This is a genomic window from Limnobacter sp., from assembly GCF_046297615.1.
In the GTDB taxonomy this organism is placed as follows: domain Bacteria; phylum Pseudomonadota; class Gammaproteobacteria; order Burkholderiales; family Burkholderiaceae_B; genus Limnobacter.
In genome coordinates, this window is sequence record NZ_JBKBHM010000007.1 from 1 (window position 1) to 17,514 (window position 17,514).

At 56.8% G+C, this 17,514-nt stretch carries 18 protein-coding genes and 1 pseudogene; 5 read left to right on the forward strand and 14 right to left on the reverse strand.

The window, feature by feature from the left end; genetic code table 11:
• Positions 1-1,182 (reverse strand): annotated as a pseudogene (locus ACK4FF_RS13295) (hypothetical protein); the annotation flags it as partial.
• A gap of 97 nt (positions 1,183-1,279) precedes the next feature.
• Positions 1,280-2,482: a DUF445 domain-containing protein gene (locus tag ACK4FF_RS13300; RefSeq protein WP_409710208.1), complete on the reverse strand. Its 1,203-nt coding sequence runs from the start codon at positions 2,480-2,482 to the stop codon at positions 1,280-1,282.
• Positions 2,483-2,773: 291 nt separating this feature from the next.
• Here ACK4FF_RS13300 and ACK4FF_RS13305 point away from each other — a divergent pair, with 291 nt between their 5' ends.
• Positions 2,774-4,015, forward strand: coding sequence for a DUF445 domain-containing protein (locus tag ACK4FF_RS13305; protein ID WP_409710211.1), 1,242 nt, complete (start codon positions 2,774-2,776; stop codon positions 4,013-4,015).
• A gap of 96 nt (positions 4,016-4,111) precedes the next feature.
• On the opposite strand, the gene ACK4FF_RS13310 is transcribed toward ACK4FF_RS13305, so the two are convergent.
• Positions 4,112-4,696, reverse strand: a complete 585-nt coding sequence (locus tag ACK4FF_RS13310; protein ID WP_409710214.1) for a YceI family protein — start codon at positions 4,694-4,696, stop codon at positions 4,112-4,114.
• A gap of 136 nt (positions 4,697-4,832) precedes the next feature.
• Positions 4,833-5,774: an alpha/beta fold hydrolase gene (locus tag ACK4FF_RS13315; protein ID WP_409710217.1), complete on the reverse strand. Its 942-nt coding sequence runs from the start codon at positions 5,772-5,774 to the stop codon at positions 4,833-4,835.
• A 222-nt stretch (positions 5,775-5,996) separates the two neighbouring features.
• Between ACK4FF_RS13315 and ACK4FF_RS13320 the strand changes: the two genes are divergently transcribed.
• Positions 5,997-6,773, forward strand: a complete 777-nt coding sequence (locus ACK4FF_RS13320; RefSeq protein WP_409710220.1) for a ferredoxin--NADP reductase — start codon at positions 5,997-5,999, stop codon at positions 6,771-6,773.
• Positions 6,774-6,855: 82 nt separating this feature from the next.
• On the opposite strand, the gene ACK4FF_RS13325 is transcribed toward ACK4FF_RS13320, so the two are convergent.
• Together ACK4FF_RS13325 and ACK4FF_RS13330 are read right to left on the reverse strand one after the other, a co-directional pair.
• Entirely contained in the window at positions 6,856-7,260 is a 405-nt protein-coding gene (locus tag ACK4FF_RS13325; RefSeq protein ID WP_409710223.1) for a carboxymuconolactone decarboxylase family protein, read from the reverse strand.
• Positions 7,250-7,711 carry an SRPBCC domain-containing protein gene (locus ACK4FF_RS13330; RefSeq protein WP_409710226.1) on the reverse strand — a complete coding sequence of 154 codons (462 nt, stop codon included), beginning with the start codon at positions 7,709-7,711 and terminating at the stop codon, positions 7,250-7,252. Before ACK4FF_RS13330 ends, ACK4FF_RS13325 begins: the two co-directional genes overlap by 11 nt.
• 88 nt (positions 7,712-7,799) lie before the next feature.
• Here ACK4FF_RS13330 and ACK4FF_RS13335 point away from each other — a divergent pair, with 88 nt between their 5' ends.
• On the forward strand, positions 7,800-8,102 hold the full coding sequence (locus ACK4FF_RS13335) for a hypothetical protein (protein ID WP_409710229.1): 303 nt from the start codon (positions 7,800-7,802) through the stop codon (positions 8,100-8,102).
• Positions 8,103-8,133: 31 nt separating this feature from the next.
• On the opposite strand, the gene ACK4FF_RS13340 is transcribed toward ACK4FF_RS13335, so the two are convergent.
• Positions 8,134-10,083, reverse strand: a complete 1,950-nt coding sequence (locus tag ACK4FF_RS13340) for an ATP-binding protein (protein ID WP_409710232.1) — start codon at positions 10,081-10,083, stop codon at positions 8,134-8,136.
• A gap of 156 nt (positions 10,084-10,239) precedes the next feature.
• Here ACK4FF_RS13340 and ACK4FF_RS13345 point away from each other — a divergent pair, with 156 nt between their 5' ends.
• Together ACK4FF_RS13345 and ACK4FF_RS13350 are read left to right on the forward strand one after the other, a co-directional pair.
• Positions 10,240-10,455, forward strand: a complete 216-nt coding sequence (locus ACK4FF_RS13345; RefSeq protein WP_409710235.1) for a hypothetical protein — start codon at positions 10,240-10,242, stop codon at positions 10,453-10,455.
• Positions 10,456-10,474: 19 nt separating this feature from the next.
• Positions 10,475-11,545 (forward strand): MBL fold metallo-hydrolase, encoded by a 1,071-nt coding sequence (locus ACK4FF_RS13350; protein ID WP_409710237.1) that lies wholly within the window; start codon positions 10,475-10,477, stop codon positions 11,543-11,545.
• Between the two features lie 30 nt (positions 11,546-11,575).
• Here ACK4FF_RS13350 and ACK4FF_RS13355 read toward each other — a convergent pair whose 3' ends face one another.
• The 7 genes from ACK4FF_RS13355 to ACK4FF_RS13385 all read right to left on the reverse strand — a co-directional run bounded on the left by ACK4FF_RS13355 (position 11,576) and on the right by ACK4FF_RS13385 (position 17,511).
• On the reverse strand, positions 11,576-11,992 hold the full coding sequence (locus ACK4FF_RS13355; protein ID WP_409710240.1) for a hypothetical protein: 417 nt from the start codon (positions 11,990-11,992) through the stop codon (positions 11,576-11,578).
• A gap of 224 nt (positions 11,993-12,216) precedes the next feature.
• Positions 12,217-13,620, reverse strand: coding sequence for an ABC1 kinase family protein (locus tag ACK4FF_RS13360; RefSeq protein WP_409710243.1), 1,404 nt, complete (start codon positions 13,618-13,620; stop codon positions 12,217-12,219).
• A gap of 10 nt (positions 13,621-13,630) precedes the next feature.
• Entirely contained in the window at positions 13,631-15,031 is a 1,401-nt protein-coding gene (locus ACK4FF_RS13365; RefSeq protein WP_409710246.1) for a DUF1329 domain-containing protein, read from the reverse strand.
• Positions 15,032-15,042: 11 nt separating this feature from the next.
• Positions 15,043-15,921, reverse strand: coding sequence for a class I SAM-dependent methyltransferase (locus tag ACK4FF_RS13370; protein WP_409710248.1), 879 nt, complete (start codon positions 15,919-15,921; stop codon positions 15,043-15,045).
• Positions 15,909-16,235 (reverse strand): DUF2237 family protein, encoded by a 327-nt coding sequence (locus tag ACK4FF_RS13375; RefSeq protein ID WP_409710821.1) that lies wholly within the window; start codon positions 16,233-16,235, stop codon positions 15,909-15,911. The genes ACK4FF_RS13370 and ACK4FF_RS13375 overlap by 13 nt, the downstream gene beginning before the upstream one ends.
• 47 nt (positions 16,236-16,282) lie before the next feature.
• Positions 16,283-16,735 (reverse strand): PaaI family thioesterase, encoded by a 453-nt coding sequence (locus ACK4FF_RS13380; protein ID WP_409710252.1) that lies wholly within the window; start codon positions 16,733-16,735, stop codon positions 16,283-16,285.
• A gap of 47 nt (positions 16,736-16,782) precedes the next feature.
• A complete protein-coding gene (locus ACK4FF_RS13385; RefSeq protein ID WP_409710255.1) occupies positions 16,783-17,511 on the reverse strand; it encodes a fused MFS/spermidine synthase in 729 nt (242 codons plus the stop codon).
• Between the last annotated feature and the right edge of the window lie 3 nt (positions 17,512-17,514).

The window sequence follows — 17,514 nt, forward strand, 5'->3', positions numbered from 1 at the left end:
GCCTGCGCCACCGGCTGCATCAGCCAAGGGGCCAAGCACCGCATCCAGAGGCGTGCCTGTGGGGCCATCGCTGCCACCGCCACCGCCTGCGCCACCGGCTGCATCGGCCAAGGGGCCAAGTACCGCATCCAAAGGCGTACCTGTGGGGCCGTCGCTGCCACCGCCACCGCCTGCACCACCAGCCGCATCAGCCAAGGGGCCAAGTACCGCATCCAAAGGCGTACCTGTGGGGCCATCGCTGCTGCCGCCACCGCCTGCACCACCAGCCGCATCGGCCAAGGGGCCAAGCACTGCATCCAGAGGCGTGCCTGTTGGGCCATCACTACCACCGCCACCGCCTGCACCACCAGCCGCATCGGCCAAGGGGCCAAGAACCATATCCAACGGGGTGCCTGTGGGGCCATCACTACCACCACCACCGCCTGCGCCACCAGCCGCATCGGCCAAGGGGCCAAGCACTGCATCCAGAGGCGTACCTGTGGGGCCATCGCTACCACCGTCACCGCCGCCCGCACCACCGGCGGCCGAGGCCAACGCGTCAGCCAATGGACCAGTCACAGCTTCCAGCGGAGTACCTGCTGTTGCGTCGATTACTGGCGTAAGCACAGCATCCAGGGGGGTTCCGGTAACGGCACCATCGTTGGGTGTGGGGTTTCCATTGTCGGTGGGGGTGCCGGAATTGTTGCTGGCGACTGGGCTTTGGCCTTCATCGCTGCCCGATGCCAACAGGCCAATACCGATTGCACCGGCACCAACCGCAGCCACAGTGTTACCTGCCAAAGCACCGGTCAACCAACTGCCGCCGAACAGGCCGAACATGCCGCCGCTGCTGGCTGCTGCGCCGCCTTGAACACCCTGCAGTTCAACCAAATCCGCAAAATCCGGGTCAAGGTTGGTGATCGTGACACCGTCTTCAGACAAGGCTTCGAAGACGTACCCTACTTTGTCGCCTTTTTGGGCCGTGTCCATGATGACGCTGCCGTTGGGGGCAACCAGCAAATTACCAATCGGCTGGCCGTACGCGTCGGCTACGGTGATTGAAGCGCGCCCGTTCGCACTGGCAGACACAACATCGCCTGCGGCAATGGTATCGCCTGATTTCAAATTGACTGTTTCACCGTTTCGCATCACGGTGACGCCGCCTTCAGCGTCGGTTACGGTGCCAATCACCTGAGTGGACATGTTGCCTCCAAATCGTTCTATGACGTTATGATCAAAATACCCTAGTGATACTGGGTACCGTCTTGGGTGGATTCATTCAGCAAAGTTCGCAGTTCAATCAAGCCACTAGCACCATGACCAAGGCCACCATGAACCCCCAGAAAGCACCCACCAGCGGCATCAACCATTCATAGCGGCTGAACACTGGGCGCAAAGCCCGCTCAAATTCCAGTGGGGGTAAGGCGGCCAGGCGTTCCACAATCACGTCTTCGATCCGCAAGGCGTCATTCAAATACACCCGGGCGGCCATCAAGTGAGATTCGAGCTTGGTGGCAAACACCGAGGAGGCATCGCGTTTGATGGCGACCCACTGCTCGGCCCCGAGAAAGGTCACCAAGATGGGCTTGACGCCGGCTGATTCCAAATCCATGGCTTTTTGCACATGGTGCTCGATGAGCGCCGACAGATTGACCGAGTTGGGCCCACGGCACAGGGCCAACACAATGTTCTCGGTGGTCAACACCTCCCGGGCCGCCGTCTGGGCAAACATTTCAGCAATGTGGCGTTGATTTCTGAAGAAAAAGCCCGTGAACTTCCCCAAACGCACCCGACCATGCTCAGGGTGGAAAAACAGGCTTTCAAGGGCCAGCGCACTGGCCAAACCACCCAGAACAATGCCCAAGATCAGGGTCCAATACCACTGCAACTCAAGCACACTCAAACCTGCCAACACCAAGCCCACCAGCAAACCCGCTACAGCAGCAAAACGCCTGACGTAATTCATCGGGTCTTTGCCTGCACTTTTGAACAAATCAACCACCAGAAAGGGCTTGGTGTTGATGACGTCCAGCACCAAGGTTTTCAGGCTCAGGTAGTACGCAGGCTTTTTCTGAAGGTCAAGAATGATCTGTTTGGCTGACGCAGGCACCACACCACGGATGCGGGTGATGATGGAGTTCTGAATAAAACTGGGCAGGCTTTCCCACAAGGTGGGTTTGTGCCTGAGCATCACCTCACGGCAAGCCAGGTCAGCGGTTTCCTGCATGGGGGGTGTCAGCCTGTCGGCAAGCCCCTGGGCGGGAATACGACGAATCATTTCATCCAGAGGCAGCAACTTGTGGGTCATCAAGCGCACTGCAATTTCAGCCATGATGGCCTTTTGATGTGGCACCAAGCCCTGCCAACCCAGGCCCTCCAGGCCCAATTGGTGCAAACCCAGCTTGCGAAACAAGGGAATACGAACCCCTTTGAACTCCTGAGGGTTGAACATCAACCAGAATGCGCCGGCCTGAGTCGCAAACGCCAGGACAAGGCCTGCCACAGCACCTGAAAGGATGAGCGCCCACAGTGGCAGCCCCAGATGAACAAGCGACAGCAATTTGCTGATATCCAGGTTAGAGAAAAAAGCGAAAGGATCCAAAATCGAAAGTCCCGGAGTTTGTTGTAATAGTGGTGTAGAGCTTGCGGATTACACGTATATGTCCTGCTTTGAACGTTATACTGTCTCCGAGGCGCTTCGGTTTTGAATCTGTGAACCCCGAAATACTGCTGCACGCGCCAGTACACTCATACTGTATCAATAAAAACTAAAAACTCTTAGGGGACGCCTTCAATGAACTGGGCAAACATCTGGGCCGATGTGCAGGCGAACTATCTCGTCTACGGTTCAATTCCCATCATTGCGGCCATATTGGGTTACATCACCAAAATTGCCGCGGTCAAAATGATGTTTTACCCGATGAAGTTTGTCGGTATTCCACCGTTTCTAGGTTGGCAAGGCATCGTGCCGCGCAATGCGTTGCGTATGGCGTCGATTGCCGTGGACACCATCACCACCAAACTGGTATCAGTTCAGGAAGTGGTGTCCAAGCTGGATTCCGAGCGACTGGGGCGCGAGCTGGAAGCCCCTGCGATGGAGGTGATTGAGTCCATCATCCGTGAAGTGATGTCCAAACATCAGCCACGGCTGTGGGAAAGCCTGCCCAATTTTGCGCAGAAGAAACTGATTGACCGGGTTAAAAAGGACGTACCCAACGTCATTGCCAGCGTGATGGAAGATATCAAGGGCAATATTGACGAAATCCTTGACCTGAAGGCGCTGGTGATTCGCATCCTGATGAAGGATAAACACCTGCTGAACCGGATTTTTCAGGAAGTGGGCCGCGAGGAATTCAAATTCTTTGGGGTGTCAGGCCTGTACTTCGGGTTCATGATTGGCCTTGTGCAAATGACCCTTTGGGTGTTTTTGAAAGAACCCTGGATTTTGCCCACCTTCGGTTTTCTGGTGGGTTTTATCTCAGACTGGGTGGCCTTGAACATTCTGTTTGAGCCCAAAAAGCCGATTCCGTTTGGTTCGTACACCATTCAGGGCTTGTTCCTGAAACGTCAGCAGAAAGTCGCGGCTGACTACGCTCGCATCATTGCCACCGACATTCTCACGCCGCAAACCATCATCAGCGAAATGGTGGCAGGTCCACTGTCCGAACGTGTTCAGAAGATGGTGGATGAACGTGTGCGTGAAATGGTGGACAGCAAGGCCAGCATCGTGAAGCCTTTCGTGGTGATGGCTGTGGGCGCTGAAACCTTCCAGCGCATGAAACAGGACACCTCGGAAATGCTGATGGCACGTTTGGCCGATGTGATCATGCATGCGGAAAGCTATGTGCAGACATCGCTGGACATTGAAAACGTGGTCGGCACAAAAATGCAGGCCATGACGCCTTTGGAATTTGAAGGCCTGCTGCGCCCGGTGTTTAAACAGGAAGAATGGATTCTGATTATTGTCGGCGCGATTCTCGGTTTTCTGGTGGGTGAAGGCCAATTGATTGCGATGATGAAGCTGGGCGTGATCTAACCCCGCCTTAATGGGGATTCGTCTACACACAAAAAAGCCCGCGCAATGCGGGCTTTTTGTTGGCTGTCAGCAGCATCAAGCTGCAGGCCACCATATTCAAGGGTTCTTGATCGCCTCAATGGAGATCAACAACTTCACCTCGGGCTTAAAGCCGCGATTCAGGCCGTAATCCACGCCAAAGTCACCCCGGTTGATGGTGGCTTCCGCATCAGCACCACAAGCTTCACGCTTGGCAAACGGGTGGGGTTTGCACAGGAATTCATTGACTTTCAGGGTCACAGGCTTGGTCACGCCTTTCAAAGTCAGTTGGCCGGGAATGGACACCAGTTTGTCGCCCTCAAACACGAACGAATCGCTGACAAAACGGGCTGTGGGGTATTTGGCGACGTTGAAAATGTCCTCGCCAACGGCGTGTTCATTCATTTTGTCGAAGCCGAAGTCGATGCTGGCCATCTGCATGGTGACATCCACCTTGCCTTTTTTGTTGACCTTGTCATAAGTGACTGTGCCTTCAGACTTGTTGATCTTGCCGCGCCACTTGGACAGGCCACCCATGTGGTCTGCCTCAAATGATGGGTAGGTGTGTGAAGGGTCAATTGTGTATTCGTTGGCCAGCGCCGCTGTCGACACCCCTGCTAGGCACAGCAATGAAGCTGCCACGAACTTGCTAGTTTTCTTCATCTTGATCTGCTCACATCCATAAGCCAAAAAACTGGCGGAAGCTTGAGTGTAACCCCAGCCACCGCACAGTTCGCACAAGTAGACAGAACAAGCTGTTCAAAAAAACCGAAGTGTTCAGGCCAGCAGGCCCACGCCCTTACTTCACTCGAACCTTGGCCAAACTGGGGGTTTCACGGTCAGTCTCGGCGTATTCCACAAACTCGGCCACACAATTGGCCACCCACTCCGCGTGGGTCTCAACCATCCAATGGTTGGCCTCTATGTCGCGACGCCACACGGACTCGGTGTAGGGGTAGCAACTCTCCACCATGGGCGGGGTCACGAATTTGTCTTTGGTGGGCACCAGCAACTGCACTGGCACCGAAGTGTGCCGCACCCGAGGGTTGCTCAGACGCGGCACCATGTTCGCGCGGTAGAGGTTGATGCCATTGACTCCATCTTTACGCTGGCTGGGGTTGGCGGGCAATTCCTCGCCTTCCATCCGGCGCAACACGCCGGGCCAAGCCTTGTCCAGCCCTAACTTCCACACGGAGGGTGCCAGCAATGGCAACTGGAATGCCGCCACATACCAGGAATGCATCGCCTGCCCCAACACCTGTTTGACCGCGGCTGGCTTGCCCGAACCCAAATTGCTGCGGAACCACATGCCGATGTGGTCCAGACAGGGCCCGGAAATACTGGTGTAACTGGCAATTCGGGCTTTCAGACGATGGTCTGTCACGCTTTCCCAAGTCTGGATTGAACCCCAATCATGCGCCACCAAATGCACTGGCTGGGTTGGGCACACCGCCCGCATCACGGCCTGCAAGTCTTCGGACAGGCGGGCCAGGGAATAGTCCCACATCCAGCCCGGGGCTGTGGATTGACCACACCCCCTGACATCGTAGGTGACCACATGGAAGTGATGGTGAAGCACATCCACCACACCGTCCCACACTTGACTGTTGTCCGGGTAACCGTGGACCAGAATGATGGTGGGGTTTTGCGGGTCGCCATAGGCGGTGACGGCCAGGTCAACGTCGCCGGAATGAACCACCTGTGTACTGCCCGCCACGCGGGCGATGGAAGCCTCGTTCATGAATTTGTCTCTTCTTGTGGTTGTTGTGTAGGTGGTTGATTTCACATTTATAACCGCCAAACCCACGGCCATTGACACCCGCATTTAGAGGCGCAACTCAAAATAAGCAAATAACTAAAAAATAGAATGACTTAGCAGGCAATTATTCGGCCATGCGATATCATGGGCACCGATAAAAGCACCCTACCCGGCCACGGGTTCAGTCTGTCCACGCAGGTAACTATGTCCAATTTCGTCGAAGAACGCGTCACCGAGGTCCATCACTGGAACGACACGCTGTTCAGCTTCAAAACCACCCGCAGCCCCGGCTTGCGCTTTCACAACGGCCATTTCGTGATGATCGGCCTGCAGGTGGAAGGCAAACCACTGGTGCGCGCCTACAGCATTGCCAGCGCCAATTATGAAGAGCATCTGGAATTCCTGAGCATCAAGGTGCCCGACGGCAAACTGACCTCGCGCCTTCAGCACTTGCAGGTTGGCGACCCCGTACTGGTGAGCAAGAAGCCCACAGGCACGCTGGTGATCGATGACCTCAAGCCCGGCAAAAACCTGTTCATGTTTGGCACCGGCACCGGCTTGGCCCCATTCATGTCCCTGATCAAAGACCCCGACGTGTACGAGCGCTTCGAGAAAGTGATTCTGGTGCACGGCGTGCGTTATGTGAGCGAGCTGGCTTACAGCGATTACATCAGCGAAGAGCTGCCCGAGAACGAGTTCTTGGGCGAAGAGATCAAGGCCAAGTTGATTTACTACCCCACGGTGACCCGTGAAGAGTTCAAGAATGTGGGCCGTATCACGACCCTGCTTGAAAACGGTGAGCTGTGCAAGGATGTGGGCCTGCCCCCCTTGAACCCGGAGACTGACCGCGCCATGATCTGCGGCAGCCCCAGCATGCTGGCCGACATTCGCGCCATTCTGGATGCGAAAGGTTTTGCAGTGTCACCCGGCATCGGTGAACCTGGCGATTACGTCTTCGAACGGGCGTTCGTTGAGAAGTAAACCCAGCGGTTCAAGCCAATAAAAAAACCGGCCCTTGTGGCCGGTTTTTTATTGCGCAAACCCGTTCAATGGGCGGCACGAATCACTGCTGTTGGCTTTGTTCCTGAGCCAACTCCTCCAACACCGCTTTCGCCTGTCGCATGCTGTCCATGGCTGCGGGGAAACCGCAGTACACACTGGCGTGGATGACCAACTCCCGAAGCTCTTCAGGCGTTACGCCATTGTTCAAGGCGCCCCGCATGTGCAGCTTCAATTCCGTGGGCCGGTTCAAGGCCATCAGCATGCTGACGGTGGCCACGCTGCGCAATTTGCGCTCAAGGCCAGGCCTTGACCAGACGGTGCCCCAGGCATGGGCGGTCACCATGTCCTGAAGCGGTGCGGCAAAGTCGTTGGGGTCAGCCACGGCCCGGGACACATACGCTTCACCAAGGGTTTCAGTGCGAACGGTTTTGCCCAGGTCGTAGTTGACCGGTTTGTCATGCGGCATATTTCTCACCAATTTTTTCCATGAAGCGGTCTACGATACCTTCAAACATGGTTTTGATGAAGCCGGGCGTGGCCGCCTTGAGCAGCATGGGCACTTTGATTTCACGCAGCTGCCCTTCGATTTTGATCTCCACTTCCACTTCATTGCCTTTCTTTGCGAACTGGAAACGGCCCGACAAAGTGGCGTTGCCCACACCGTCCTTGCCTTTGAAAGTCAGCAGGCCTTTGGCGGCGTCCACTTCGTAGCTGGCTGCGTAATGCACCGCATGCGACACGCCCATGGCACCAATCGGCTTGAGCTTCCATTCGTAGGCGTTGGGGCCCAGTTTGGTGAGGCTTTCCAGTTTGGGGAAAATGGAAATCAGGGGCTCGATGGCCGTCAGGTCGGCCACAATGGCGTCGTAGTTGGCTTTCACGACTGATTTCTTGTCCAGATTCAACTTGCTGTCCATGGTGTTCTCCTCAAGTGGTCGGCCTGTGATGGCACCCTGCGGTACACTGTCAGGCCTGATTGAATGAATTCATCGCCCAATTATACTCATGAGTAACATACCTGTAGACCCTCTACTCAGAATTAAGAACCTGGCTGCGGCACTGGACGAAGAACGCTTCGAAACCATCAGTAGCCTGGTGCACGCATTCCGTCAGGAAAAGGCCTTGCTGGCCGAACTGCCCTCGGTGTTTGAGGCCGCCTTGGAAACCATTCTGGAACGGCTTGAGAGCAGCGCCATGTTTTCGGGCGAAAGCTGTTCATTCAGCCACAGCGACATGCTGGCAGCCCTCAGTGTTTGGCTGGACAAAGCCCGCTCTTATCTGGAAAAACAACTGGGCATTCAGCACTGAAAAAACCAAGGCCCCTGCACCTGGTTCATGTTTACACCACTTTGCCCAACTGGGCTACCTTCTCATCAATCAGGCGCTGAAGGTGCGCATCCAGCCGATCAAAGGCGATGGGTTTGGTGAGATGGGCTTGAATGCCCACCAAGGTGCATTGGTCCAGGGTGGCCTGGTCGGACAGGCCCGATACCGCACAGATCCACGTGTCAGCATTCAAACTGCCCTCCAGCCTCCGAATAGCCCGAGTGGTTTCAAAGCCATCCATGTCGGGCATGTCCAAGTCCATCAGAATGCCCTCGAAACGGGTTTTCTCACAGGCCAACACTGCGTCATGCCCCGACAGCGCCGTCTCAATACGGTGCCCGCGTCGTGACAGGTAACGTTCCAGCAGCTTCACGTTGATGGGGTGGTCATCAACCACCAACAGTTGTAGGCCATCAGAGGTGGCCGTCAATCCGTCGCCCGGCATTTGCCTTAAAGGCGCCTCTGTTTCCTGCAGATTCAAGAGGACTGAAAACACAGAGCCCACGCCGGGCTCGGAGGTGGCGTCTATTCGCCCGTCCATCAACTCGACCAGCCCTTTGGAAATCGCCAGGCCCAAGCCTGTGCCCCCGAAACGGCGGTTGATCCCACGGTCGGCCTGGGTGAACCGATTGAACAGCTTCTTGAGGTTGACCCGAGAAATACCGATGCCGCTGTCAGCCACCTCGATGGACACCGACACCCGGCCGGGCTCCGCCTTCACTGTGGACAAACGAACCCTCACGTACCCTGTGCTTGTGAATTTGAGGGCATTGGACAAAAGGTTTTGAACCACTTGCCGCAGCCGTAGCTCGTCGCCTCGAACCCAGACTGGTCTTTCGGGCTCGCAGGTCAGACCAAACTCAAGGTGCTTTTGCTGGGCTACAGTCCCATTCAAGGCGATCAAGCCTTTGAGCAGGTCACGCAGGTCGAACGGCCGAATATCCAGACGCAGACCCTGCGCCTGGATGCGGGAGAAATCCAGAATGTCGGTGAGAATGGCATTCAAGCTTGAGGCCGCATTGCCGATCTGCCGCGCGTCGTCGCGTTGTTGATCAGTGCTGGCTTGGTCTTGCAACAGGCGTGAGAAACCAACGATTGCGTTGAGCGGTGTGCGCAATTCGTGACTCATGGTGGCCAGAAACTCCGACTTCGCTTTGTCGGCCGATTCAGCCATTTGGCGGGCCTGAACCAGATCCGTTACATCCACAGCCACCAAGTGCAGTCTGACCCCGGCTGCAATCGCTTGGCGCACCACCGTGACTTGCATCCACACCAAGGGCTGGCTCTGAGGGCTGGCCAATGCCAACACCAGCGATTCCCGGGCCGGAAAGGGGTCAGGGTGGATGATCATGCGGCGCAGTTCAGGCGCATGCTGGGTGTTAAAAGCCTCGAGCAGTCGAGTCCAATCCTGCTTGATGGCTTGGGCGGTTAGCCGGGTTAGTCGTTCTACAGACTCATCCACCTGTTCAACAGTGACCTCCCCCCCCTGCCCCACACGCAAGGCCAACACGAAGCCATGAATCGCATGCCCCAGCCCGACCAAACGGGCACGCTCGGACACATAGGCTTCTTCAAGCAGGCGGGATTCATGATCCAGCTCAGCCAGCCTGCGCAACACGTGCAACAAGGCCTGATCGGGGTTCGCCCCCGCGGGCACTGAGAAGGTGTCAACGGTCAAGCTGTCGCGCGCACCATCAAGCAGTGCCAAAGTCCACAACCGCTGAAACCACACCCCCAAGGCAAAGAACAACCCCGCGGTCACCCCACCCAACACCACCTGCCCCAACCACGCCAGGCTGCCCAGTTGCGTCCAGAACAACAGACAGCCGAGGCTACTGATGAGTAGTCCAAGTACCGTCAATGGAGACTGTTCAAATTGGGCTCGGACCACAGGCATGAGGCGAGCGAATACGCCAAACGCCCCGCCTTGCGACACCGACCCGGACAATTTGCCTGAAATCAAAATACAACACCCAAAAAAATAGGGTTAAAAATACTGTACAAACACACAGCCTTTCTTATACAGTACCTAACAAGTGAACAATATCGAGTGAGGGTCACTGTCATGAGTGTAAAACGGTTTGCGCTATTTTGCTTATTTTGGGCTCTGGCCTGTGCCTTGGTTATTGAACCACACTGGGTCACACCGGCCTTCTCGGGCCAAGGTTTGCTGGAACTGGCACTCAACGGAGTGCACAGTGATGCACTGACAACAGGGCTGTCTCCGAGTCAGGGGGCTGCAGTAGAATCCATGGATCATTTTCGGGTGTTGTGCCTGATGTATTTCGGGGTGCCCTTGGCCTTGTATCTGGGGACGCACCTGAAATCCTTGTGATTCACGTCAGTGGGGGTGTATGAAATTCGGTTTGAACCGCGCGGCCGTGCTGGCCGCCTCAGTGTGGCTGTCGGCCTGTGCCAGCAACAACAACCCCTACTACGACCCCAGTAAACCCCACCATCGGCCCAATGGGTTCGTCAACACGGACGGATCCATCGTGGCCAAGTCGCGCGAGGACGTGTTTCGCTGGTATCGGGAGCGTTTCGGCAAAACACTGCCGCCACCACCCAGCCAGGTTTACGCCGGCTACGAGGCCTTCCCGGTCCATCCGTTCAAGGCTGACGCCCTGAAAAGCCATGGCCCCCGCTCCGCCACTTGGTTGGGGCATGCCACTGTGCTGCTTAATGTGGATGGGTTGACGGTACTGACAGACCCTCACTTTTCGCCCCGCGCGTTCCCCATTCAGGCCTTTGGCCCATTCAAACGCAAGGTGCCCTCGCCCGCCCAAGTGGCCGACCTGCCGCCTGTGAATGTGGTGGTGATCAGCCACAACCACTACGACCATTTGGACGAAGACACGGTTCGGGCTTTGGCTGCACGAAACCCGGACACGCTGTTTCTGGTGCCACTGGGTGTGGAGCGGCTGTTGAAATCCTGGGACATCAACAATGTACAGGCGCTGGACTGGTGGCAATCCATTGACGTCAAGGGCGCAAAGTTCAGCTTTGTGCCCGCCTATCATTGGTCAACCCGCATCTACATCGACCGCAACGAGAGCCTGTGGGGTGGCTGGGTGATGGAACACCCGGCATTGAAGTTCTACTTCACCGGGGACACTGGTTACGGCAGCGATTTCAAGGAGATTGGCCGTCGTTTCGGCCCGTTTGACTTGAGTGCCATTGCGGTGGGGGCCTACGAACCCCGCTGGTTCATGAAAGAGCAACACATCAACCCCGATGAAGCGGTAAAAATTCATCAGGATGTGGGCTCGAAACAGAGCCTGGGCGTGCATTGGGGAACATTTGAGTTGACGGATGAGGCGCTGGACCAACCCATCGTCGACATGCGCAAAGCCTTGGCCGAACAAGGCATTGCGGGTGAGAAGTTTCGGCTGCTGGAGCATGGTCAAACCATGCGCCTGCCGTAGTTTGTCTAGGTCATGCCCGCTTTGCCGGGCTCAAGCCTCGGGACGGTTAAGGTCGGGCATCACATAGCCCACCAAACAGCGCGTCAACACGGCCTCCAGCTGCCAATCTTCCGCATCGTCCGACAGGAAATGCAGCCCGGCCAGTGACATCGGCTTTTGACGGTCAAAGCGGGTGGCACCATCCTGAATGATCAACAGTTGAGTGCCACGGGCGTAGAGGTCGGCGAGCGTGGCGGAAATGGCTTCGCTGGCGCGTTGCTGGCTGGCGCGCACAATCACAAGGCCAACGGCCAGGAAGTCTGCGGCATTTTGAAGCTCACGGCCTGTTTTGCGGGGAAGCACTTCCTGCATGCCCCAAATACCCCGTGCAACACTGCACAGTTTGCTCAAAAGTTGCGCATTGGGTTCGAATACCACCACTCCGATTGAATCGTGGGCTGTAGCCATGATTTCGCCTTTTGTCTAGGACAATTAAACTGCATTTGAACACAGTCTTGATGGCCGGGCAACTTGAATTCGGCAATGCAGTCGATTAAGCAAATCAATCGAATGCGCATGCAAGCACCAATGTGACCAAGCATAGCCTGCAAGGTTCAATTCAAAAGGCGGAATAATTGACCATTTCGGTCAATTAATTAATGGATGGCCTCTAATTGCCAAAGACTGTGATTTTAGTCATTCAAGCCCAGGTGGGGCTTCAGGACTTCATGCAGGCGCAACTCGGCCCGCAGCGTACGCAGAGTGACCAACACGCCACCAATCCGCCGATGCAGAAAAATGATTTCCTGGGGTGGAATTTTGAAGTGGGTGGACATCATTTTCAGTGCGGCAGTCTGCCCTACACGGGCAGGCAAGTCTGACGGGCCAAAACAATAGGCACCGCCGGGTGTGTAAAGCCGCTCGGGCACCCTGGGGTCAAAGGGTTTGCGGAACGGTTCGACAATCATTTCCGTCAGGTCGCCGAACCCTTCCAGAACGCTGCGGGGTGTTCCGTGGTTCATCAGCCCAATGTTCAGGACAGCTTGGGCAATCTGCTGGCGATCAGCCAGTAAAGACCCCCTAACCATGCGTGCGTATTCATTCACGAAACTCGGCTCGAACCGACGGGTGGCCCCAAAGTCCAGCGTAACAATTTGGTCGTTCTCGCCTGCGGGGTCAATCCGGATGCGGTAATTGCCGAAATGCGGGTCGGTCTGAACCATGTTCCAGACAAAAAACTCCTGAATGAACAGGTCAACAAAAGCCAAGGCCAGCTTGTTGCGGCGCGCTTGGGACAGAGCCTGCACCTCGGGCGAGGCCACGGAATACCCGGGTTCATAGCGGGTGGTTAACACACGGGCTGCACAGAACTGGGGGTACACCTTGGGTACGACAAAGCGCGAGTCGGCTGCCAAACGCTCCTGAAACTGAAGTGTGAAGGCTTTTTCCTGAACATAGTCGCACTCGCGCACCAGCATGTCGCGCAGCTCATTGAACACACCTGTCAAGTCCAGGGCTTTGGGCGCCATGCGGGTGGCCGCAATCAGCCGGGACAGGGTTTTGATGTCGGTGTCGATGGCTTGGGCCACACCGGGGTATTGAATTTTGACGACCACCTGCTCGCCTGTGGCTTTCACGGTGGCCAAGTGGGCCTGGCCCAAAGAGGCAGCAGCGATTGGCTTGCGCTGGATGTCCAGTTCAGCCACCCGGGCAGCGCCCAAAGCATCCAACAGTTGAGGCTCTACGAAAGACCAAGCCACAGGCGGTGTGTTGTCCTGCAGGGAAGCCAACACCTCAACAGCCTCTTCCGGCAGGAAGTACTGACCGTACAGGGACAGCATCTGCCCGGCTTTCATCACACTGCCTTTGAGCTGCCCAAGCTGATCGGCCAGCTCCCTGGCTTGTGCCCGGTAGAAGTCGCGATTGGCGTCTTCCTTGGCCTGACCACGGCGGAACAGGTTTCGCACGGTGTGGGTGGCAATTTTTGCACCGGCGCCAACACCCATGCGCGTCAGCGCCACGTTGCGTTCGAAAGCACCAGTTTTGATTCGGTCCATGGCCTGATCGTCGTCAGGCTTGTCGTCTTTGTGGGTCATGGTCTTGGGCTCATCGCATGAGCTTGCGTAAAGCACCGGGGGTGAAATCACCAAACTTCACCGGCACATTGAATTCAGTGGGGGGTTCTTCATTCTGAAAACCGGAAAAGACAGACTTCCGGGCGATCAGGTCGTGTTGCACTTCTCCGGCGGAATACATGCCGGGCGCGTCATAGGCCTGCATCAGGTAAAGCATTTTGACACGCCACAACTGCCGTTTGGTGTCGTACTGGTCCATGAGGGCAATGGTCCAACTGTCCTCATCAATGTACAGCACCCGCTTCTGGTATACATGGTCCGCCCCAGGCTTGAGGTTGCCTTCCAGCACCCAAACCCTGTGCAGTTCAAAGCGGGTGATATCGGGCTTCACAAAGGCGTCGTCGACCAAGTCGGCGTACTTCAGCGCCTTGTTGCTCAACCTGTAGTTGTTGTAGGGAATGTACATCTCGCGCTTGCCCTGTAACGTCCAATCGAACCGCTCGGGCGAGCCATTGAAGCCATAAATGTCGTCAACAGTGCGCAGGCCGTCGGAATTGGCTGCTGGGGCGGCGTGAGACAACTCTGGGGCACGGATGATTCGGCGCTGGCCTGAATTAACCACCCAGGCATTTCGGGTGTCGTCTTTGAAGTTCAGGGTGTCCAACACCAAGGCGGCTTCCCCGGCCTGTGACGCTGGGCGGGTGGTTTCACCAATCAGGGCGAAGAGCAAGGTGCTGCCTGCTTTGCCCACCGCAGGGGCAAAACCAATGGTGGCCCCGGTGGACACTGGGTTGGGTTTAACCCCCGCCCCAGACACGAAACTGGCATTGAAGACCCGCAAGGAGTTGGCGGGGCGACGCAATAAGGTGTTCCAGATGGCTTCCAAACCATTCTTGGGTTGCGGGAACGGCACGCTGCTGGACTGTACGCCCTCCACACCTGCCCCACCGGGAATGACTTTGGCTTTGCCTGCTTCCAGCTCGATGGCCTTGAGCATGTCGGCCGAAAAGGTGGCACTGCGGCGGCTTGGGTACACCGGAATTGAATACGACGGGTAACGTTTCACCAGCGCCACTTGCCCGGCGCTGAGGAATTGCTGGTGTTGGGCCAGGTTCGACTGGTTGATGAGCATCAACGGTTTGTCGGCAGCATACGGGTCGACGTAACCCTTGCGCGGATCAAACCCTGCGGGTGGCGCCGACAGGCCGCCCGTCCAGTCAGGAATGGTGCCAGCAGCATTGCCCCGTTGTTCGGCGCCCAACACAGTCAGTGGGCCAGCCGGCTTGCTTGGGCTCATGGTTTGAGCCTGTGAACCAACTCCAAAACCCAAACCGCACAGCGCACTGAGCAGCACAGCGCCAATGCGGGCCCATGGGCTCGGCAGTTTGATTGCTGAAAAAACAGGAAGCTGCTGCGGTCTGGGCATACGCATGTAACCTCAGGTCAATAATGCATGGCGCTGGCATGGAGGATGCGCACCAAGGAGGCACCTGTGGCTGCACAACTGGGCAATTCATCCGCAAATGCATGGGGATTTTGCACTTCACAGGCCAAACCGCGCGCCTGCATGGCTGTCACCACTTCACCGGGCTGCTCGAAATGCAGGTGCACCCTGCCCCGAACAAACACGCCCAACGCTGCAGCGAAAGCGCGGGCCACGGGGTCATTGTTGTGGGCGGACAGGTGAAGGTCGCTCAGGTACATGCCGTGCGAGAACCCAGACAACACCTGGCCCAGCCGCTGCCACAGGCCCAGTACGGCTTGCTTGTCGAAGTAATTCAACAGGCCTTCGGTGATGACCACCAAGCCACGGTCAGGGTCCAGCGAGCCAGCCAATGCCTGAAGGCTGTGCGGCCCTTCGTGGGCGAAGGCATCAATGATTTCAACACGGTGATTGGGGCACACGCCCAACCTTTGTTGAAGGCGTTTACGCTTTTGGGCCACCATGCCCGGCAGGTCTGCTTCGATGTAGGTGATGTCATCGCCGTACTTCTGAACAAAACGGCACCCACGGGGGGACAGCCCTGCGGCAATCTCCAGCACTTGGGTGGCTGCGCCTGATTCAATGGCCTTGGTCAGGTGCAGGTCGATCAAATCATGGCGGGCCAGCAGAAAATCCTCCAGCGTTGGCCCACCCAACTTGCGGGACATGGCCATGGCAGGCGCCAAACCTGTGTGCAGGCAACGGGCAGGCCATGACTCCAGTTCGGGCACGGACCGCTCATGGGCTTGCCACACGTGACCGGTGTACAGGGCAGTCGGGCTGATTCGGGCAGCAGTGAGCAATTGGTCAGCAAAACCTTTGAAAATCACAGTGCGCACTCCTTCAAGCTCTCCAACGGGACTAAGCGCAAGGCATTCTCGTGGGTGGCTTCAAGCACCACAGGCGGGGCCACACCGGCCTCATAGGCCTGTTTCCAGCGAAGCGCGCAGACACACCAGCGGTCGCCGGGTTTCAAGCCGGGGAAACGGTACTCAGGCCTTGGGGTGCTTAGGTCGTTACCCACGCTGAGGGAGAACTCCAGAAACTCAGCGGTGACCCGGGCACACACCACATGGCGGCCATGGTCATCGGGCCCGGTGCTGCAGCACCCATCCCGATAAAAACCAGTCAATGGGGAATAGGAGCAGGCCATCAACGGCCCACCCAGTACGTTCCGGTCTTCGGAGATGCCCTCGCCACTCACGATTTGGCCCCGGGAATGGGCACCACTGCCATGGTCAGGCGAGAAATACACGTGAGCTTGCCTTGGTCGTCATGCAATTCAATACTCCACACCTGAGAAGTGCGGCCCGCGTGGACAAGGCGCGCCGTGCCAGTCACCAAGCCGCTGCGCACGCCCCGCAAATGGTTGGCGTTCACTTCCTGCCCCACGCAATAAAACTTGCTGTTGTCCACCAACAGGTTGGCACCCACGCTGCCCAGTGTTTCAGCCAGCACCACGTTGGCACCGCCGTGAACAAGGCCAAAAGGTTGAAAGGTGCGATGGTCGGCCGGCATGGTGCCCCGAACATAGTCAGGGCCGATTTCAGTGATTTCGATGCCCATGGCCTGCAAGGCTGTGTTCTTGCTCCCCGCATTCATGGTTTGAAGGTCAGGCGTGGAAAACCAGATGGGTTTGGTGGAACTGCTCATGACGTTGTCTCTGTGTGTTGGAGTTATCGCATCACTGTAACTGAAATTCACAGCCCGAGAGTCGCCTTGAGTTTGGTGGAAACCGACTTCAGGTTCAAACCGGTGGTGGCCTTAATCTGGTCAACACGCGCATTCAATTCAGCAGCGTCAACCTCAAAGCCTGCGCCGTTGTGGGCCAAGGCAATCACATTGCCGCTGTCGCAGGGGGGCAAAAACACGCTACGCCCCTCAAAAGCAGCATTCAAGCGGGCTTGCCCGGGTTTGAAATCTTTTTGATTGGACAACAGGTTGACCGCCAAATACCCCTGAGGCCCCAGCCGCTTTGCGCAATCGCTGTAAAACTCAACCGTGTTCAAGGGGCCAACCCGGGCGCGGTGGTCAAAGCCATCGATCAAAACAAGGTCATAGGTTTCTTGAGAATGTGCCATGAATTCAGCACCGCAGCCCAGGTGCACTTGAAGGCGAGGGTCGTTTCGGGGCCACTTGAAATGCTGAATGGCTGCAGCATGCACAGCGGGTTCAATTTCAACCACATCAATGGTGCAAGCCGGGCAATGCTTCCAGACAAACTTGGGCAACGCCCCCACCCCCAAACCCACCATCAACGCCCTGCGCGGTGGGGCATCCATGCCAGTGAACAGCAGGCTGGCCATCATTTCCCGGGTGTATTCCAGCTCCAAGGCATAAGGGCGTGCAATGCGCATGGCCCCCTGAATCCATGGGCTTCCAAAATGCAGGTTTCGAACGCCCTGCTCTTCGCTGATCACAATATCCATTCC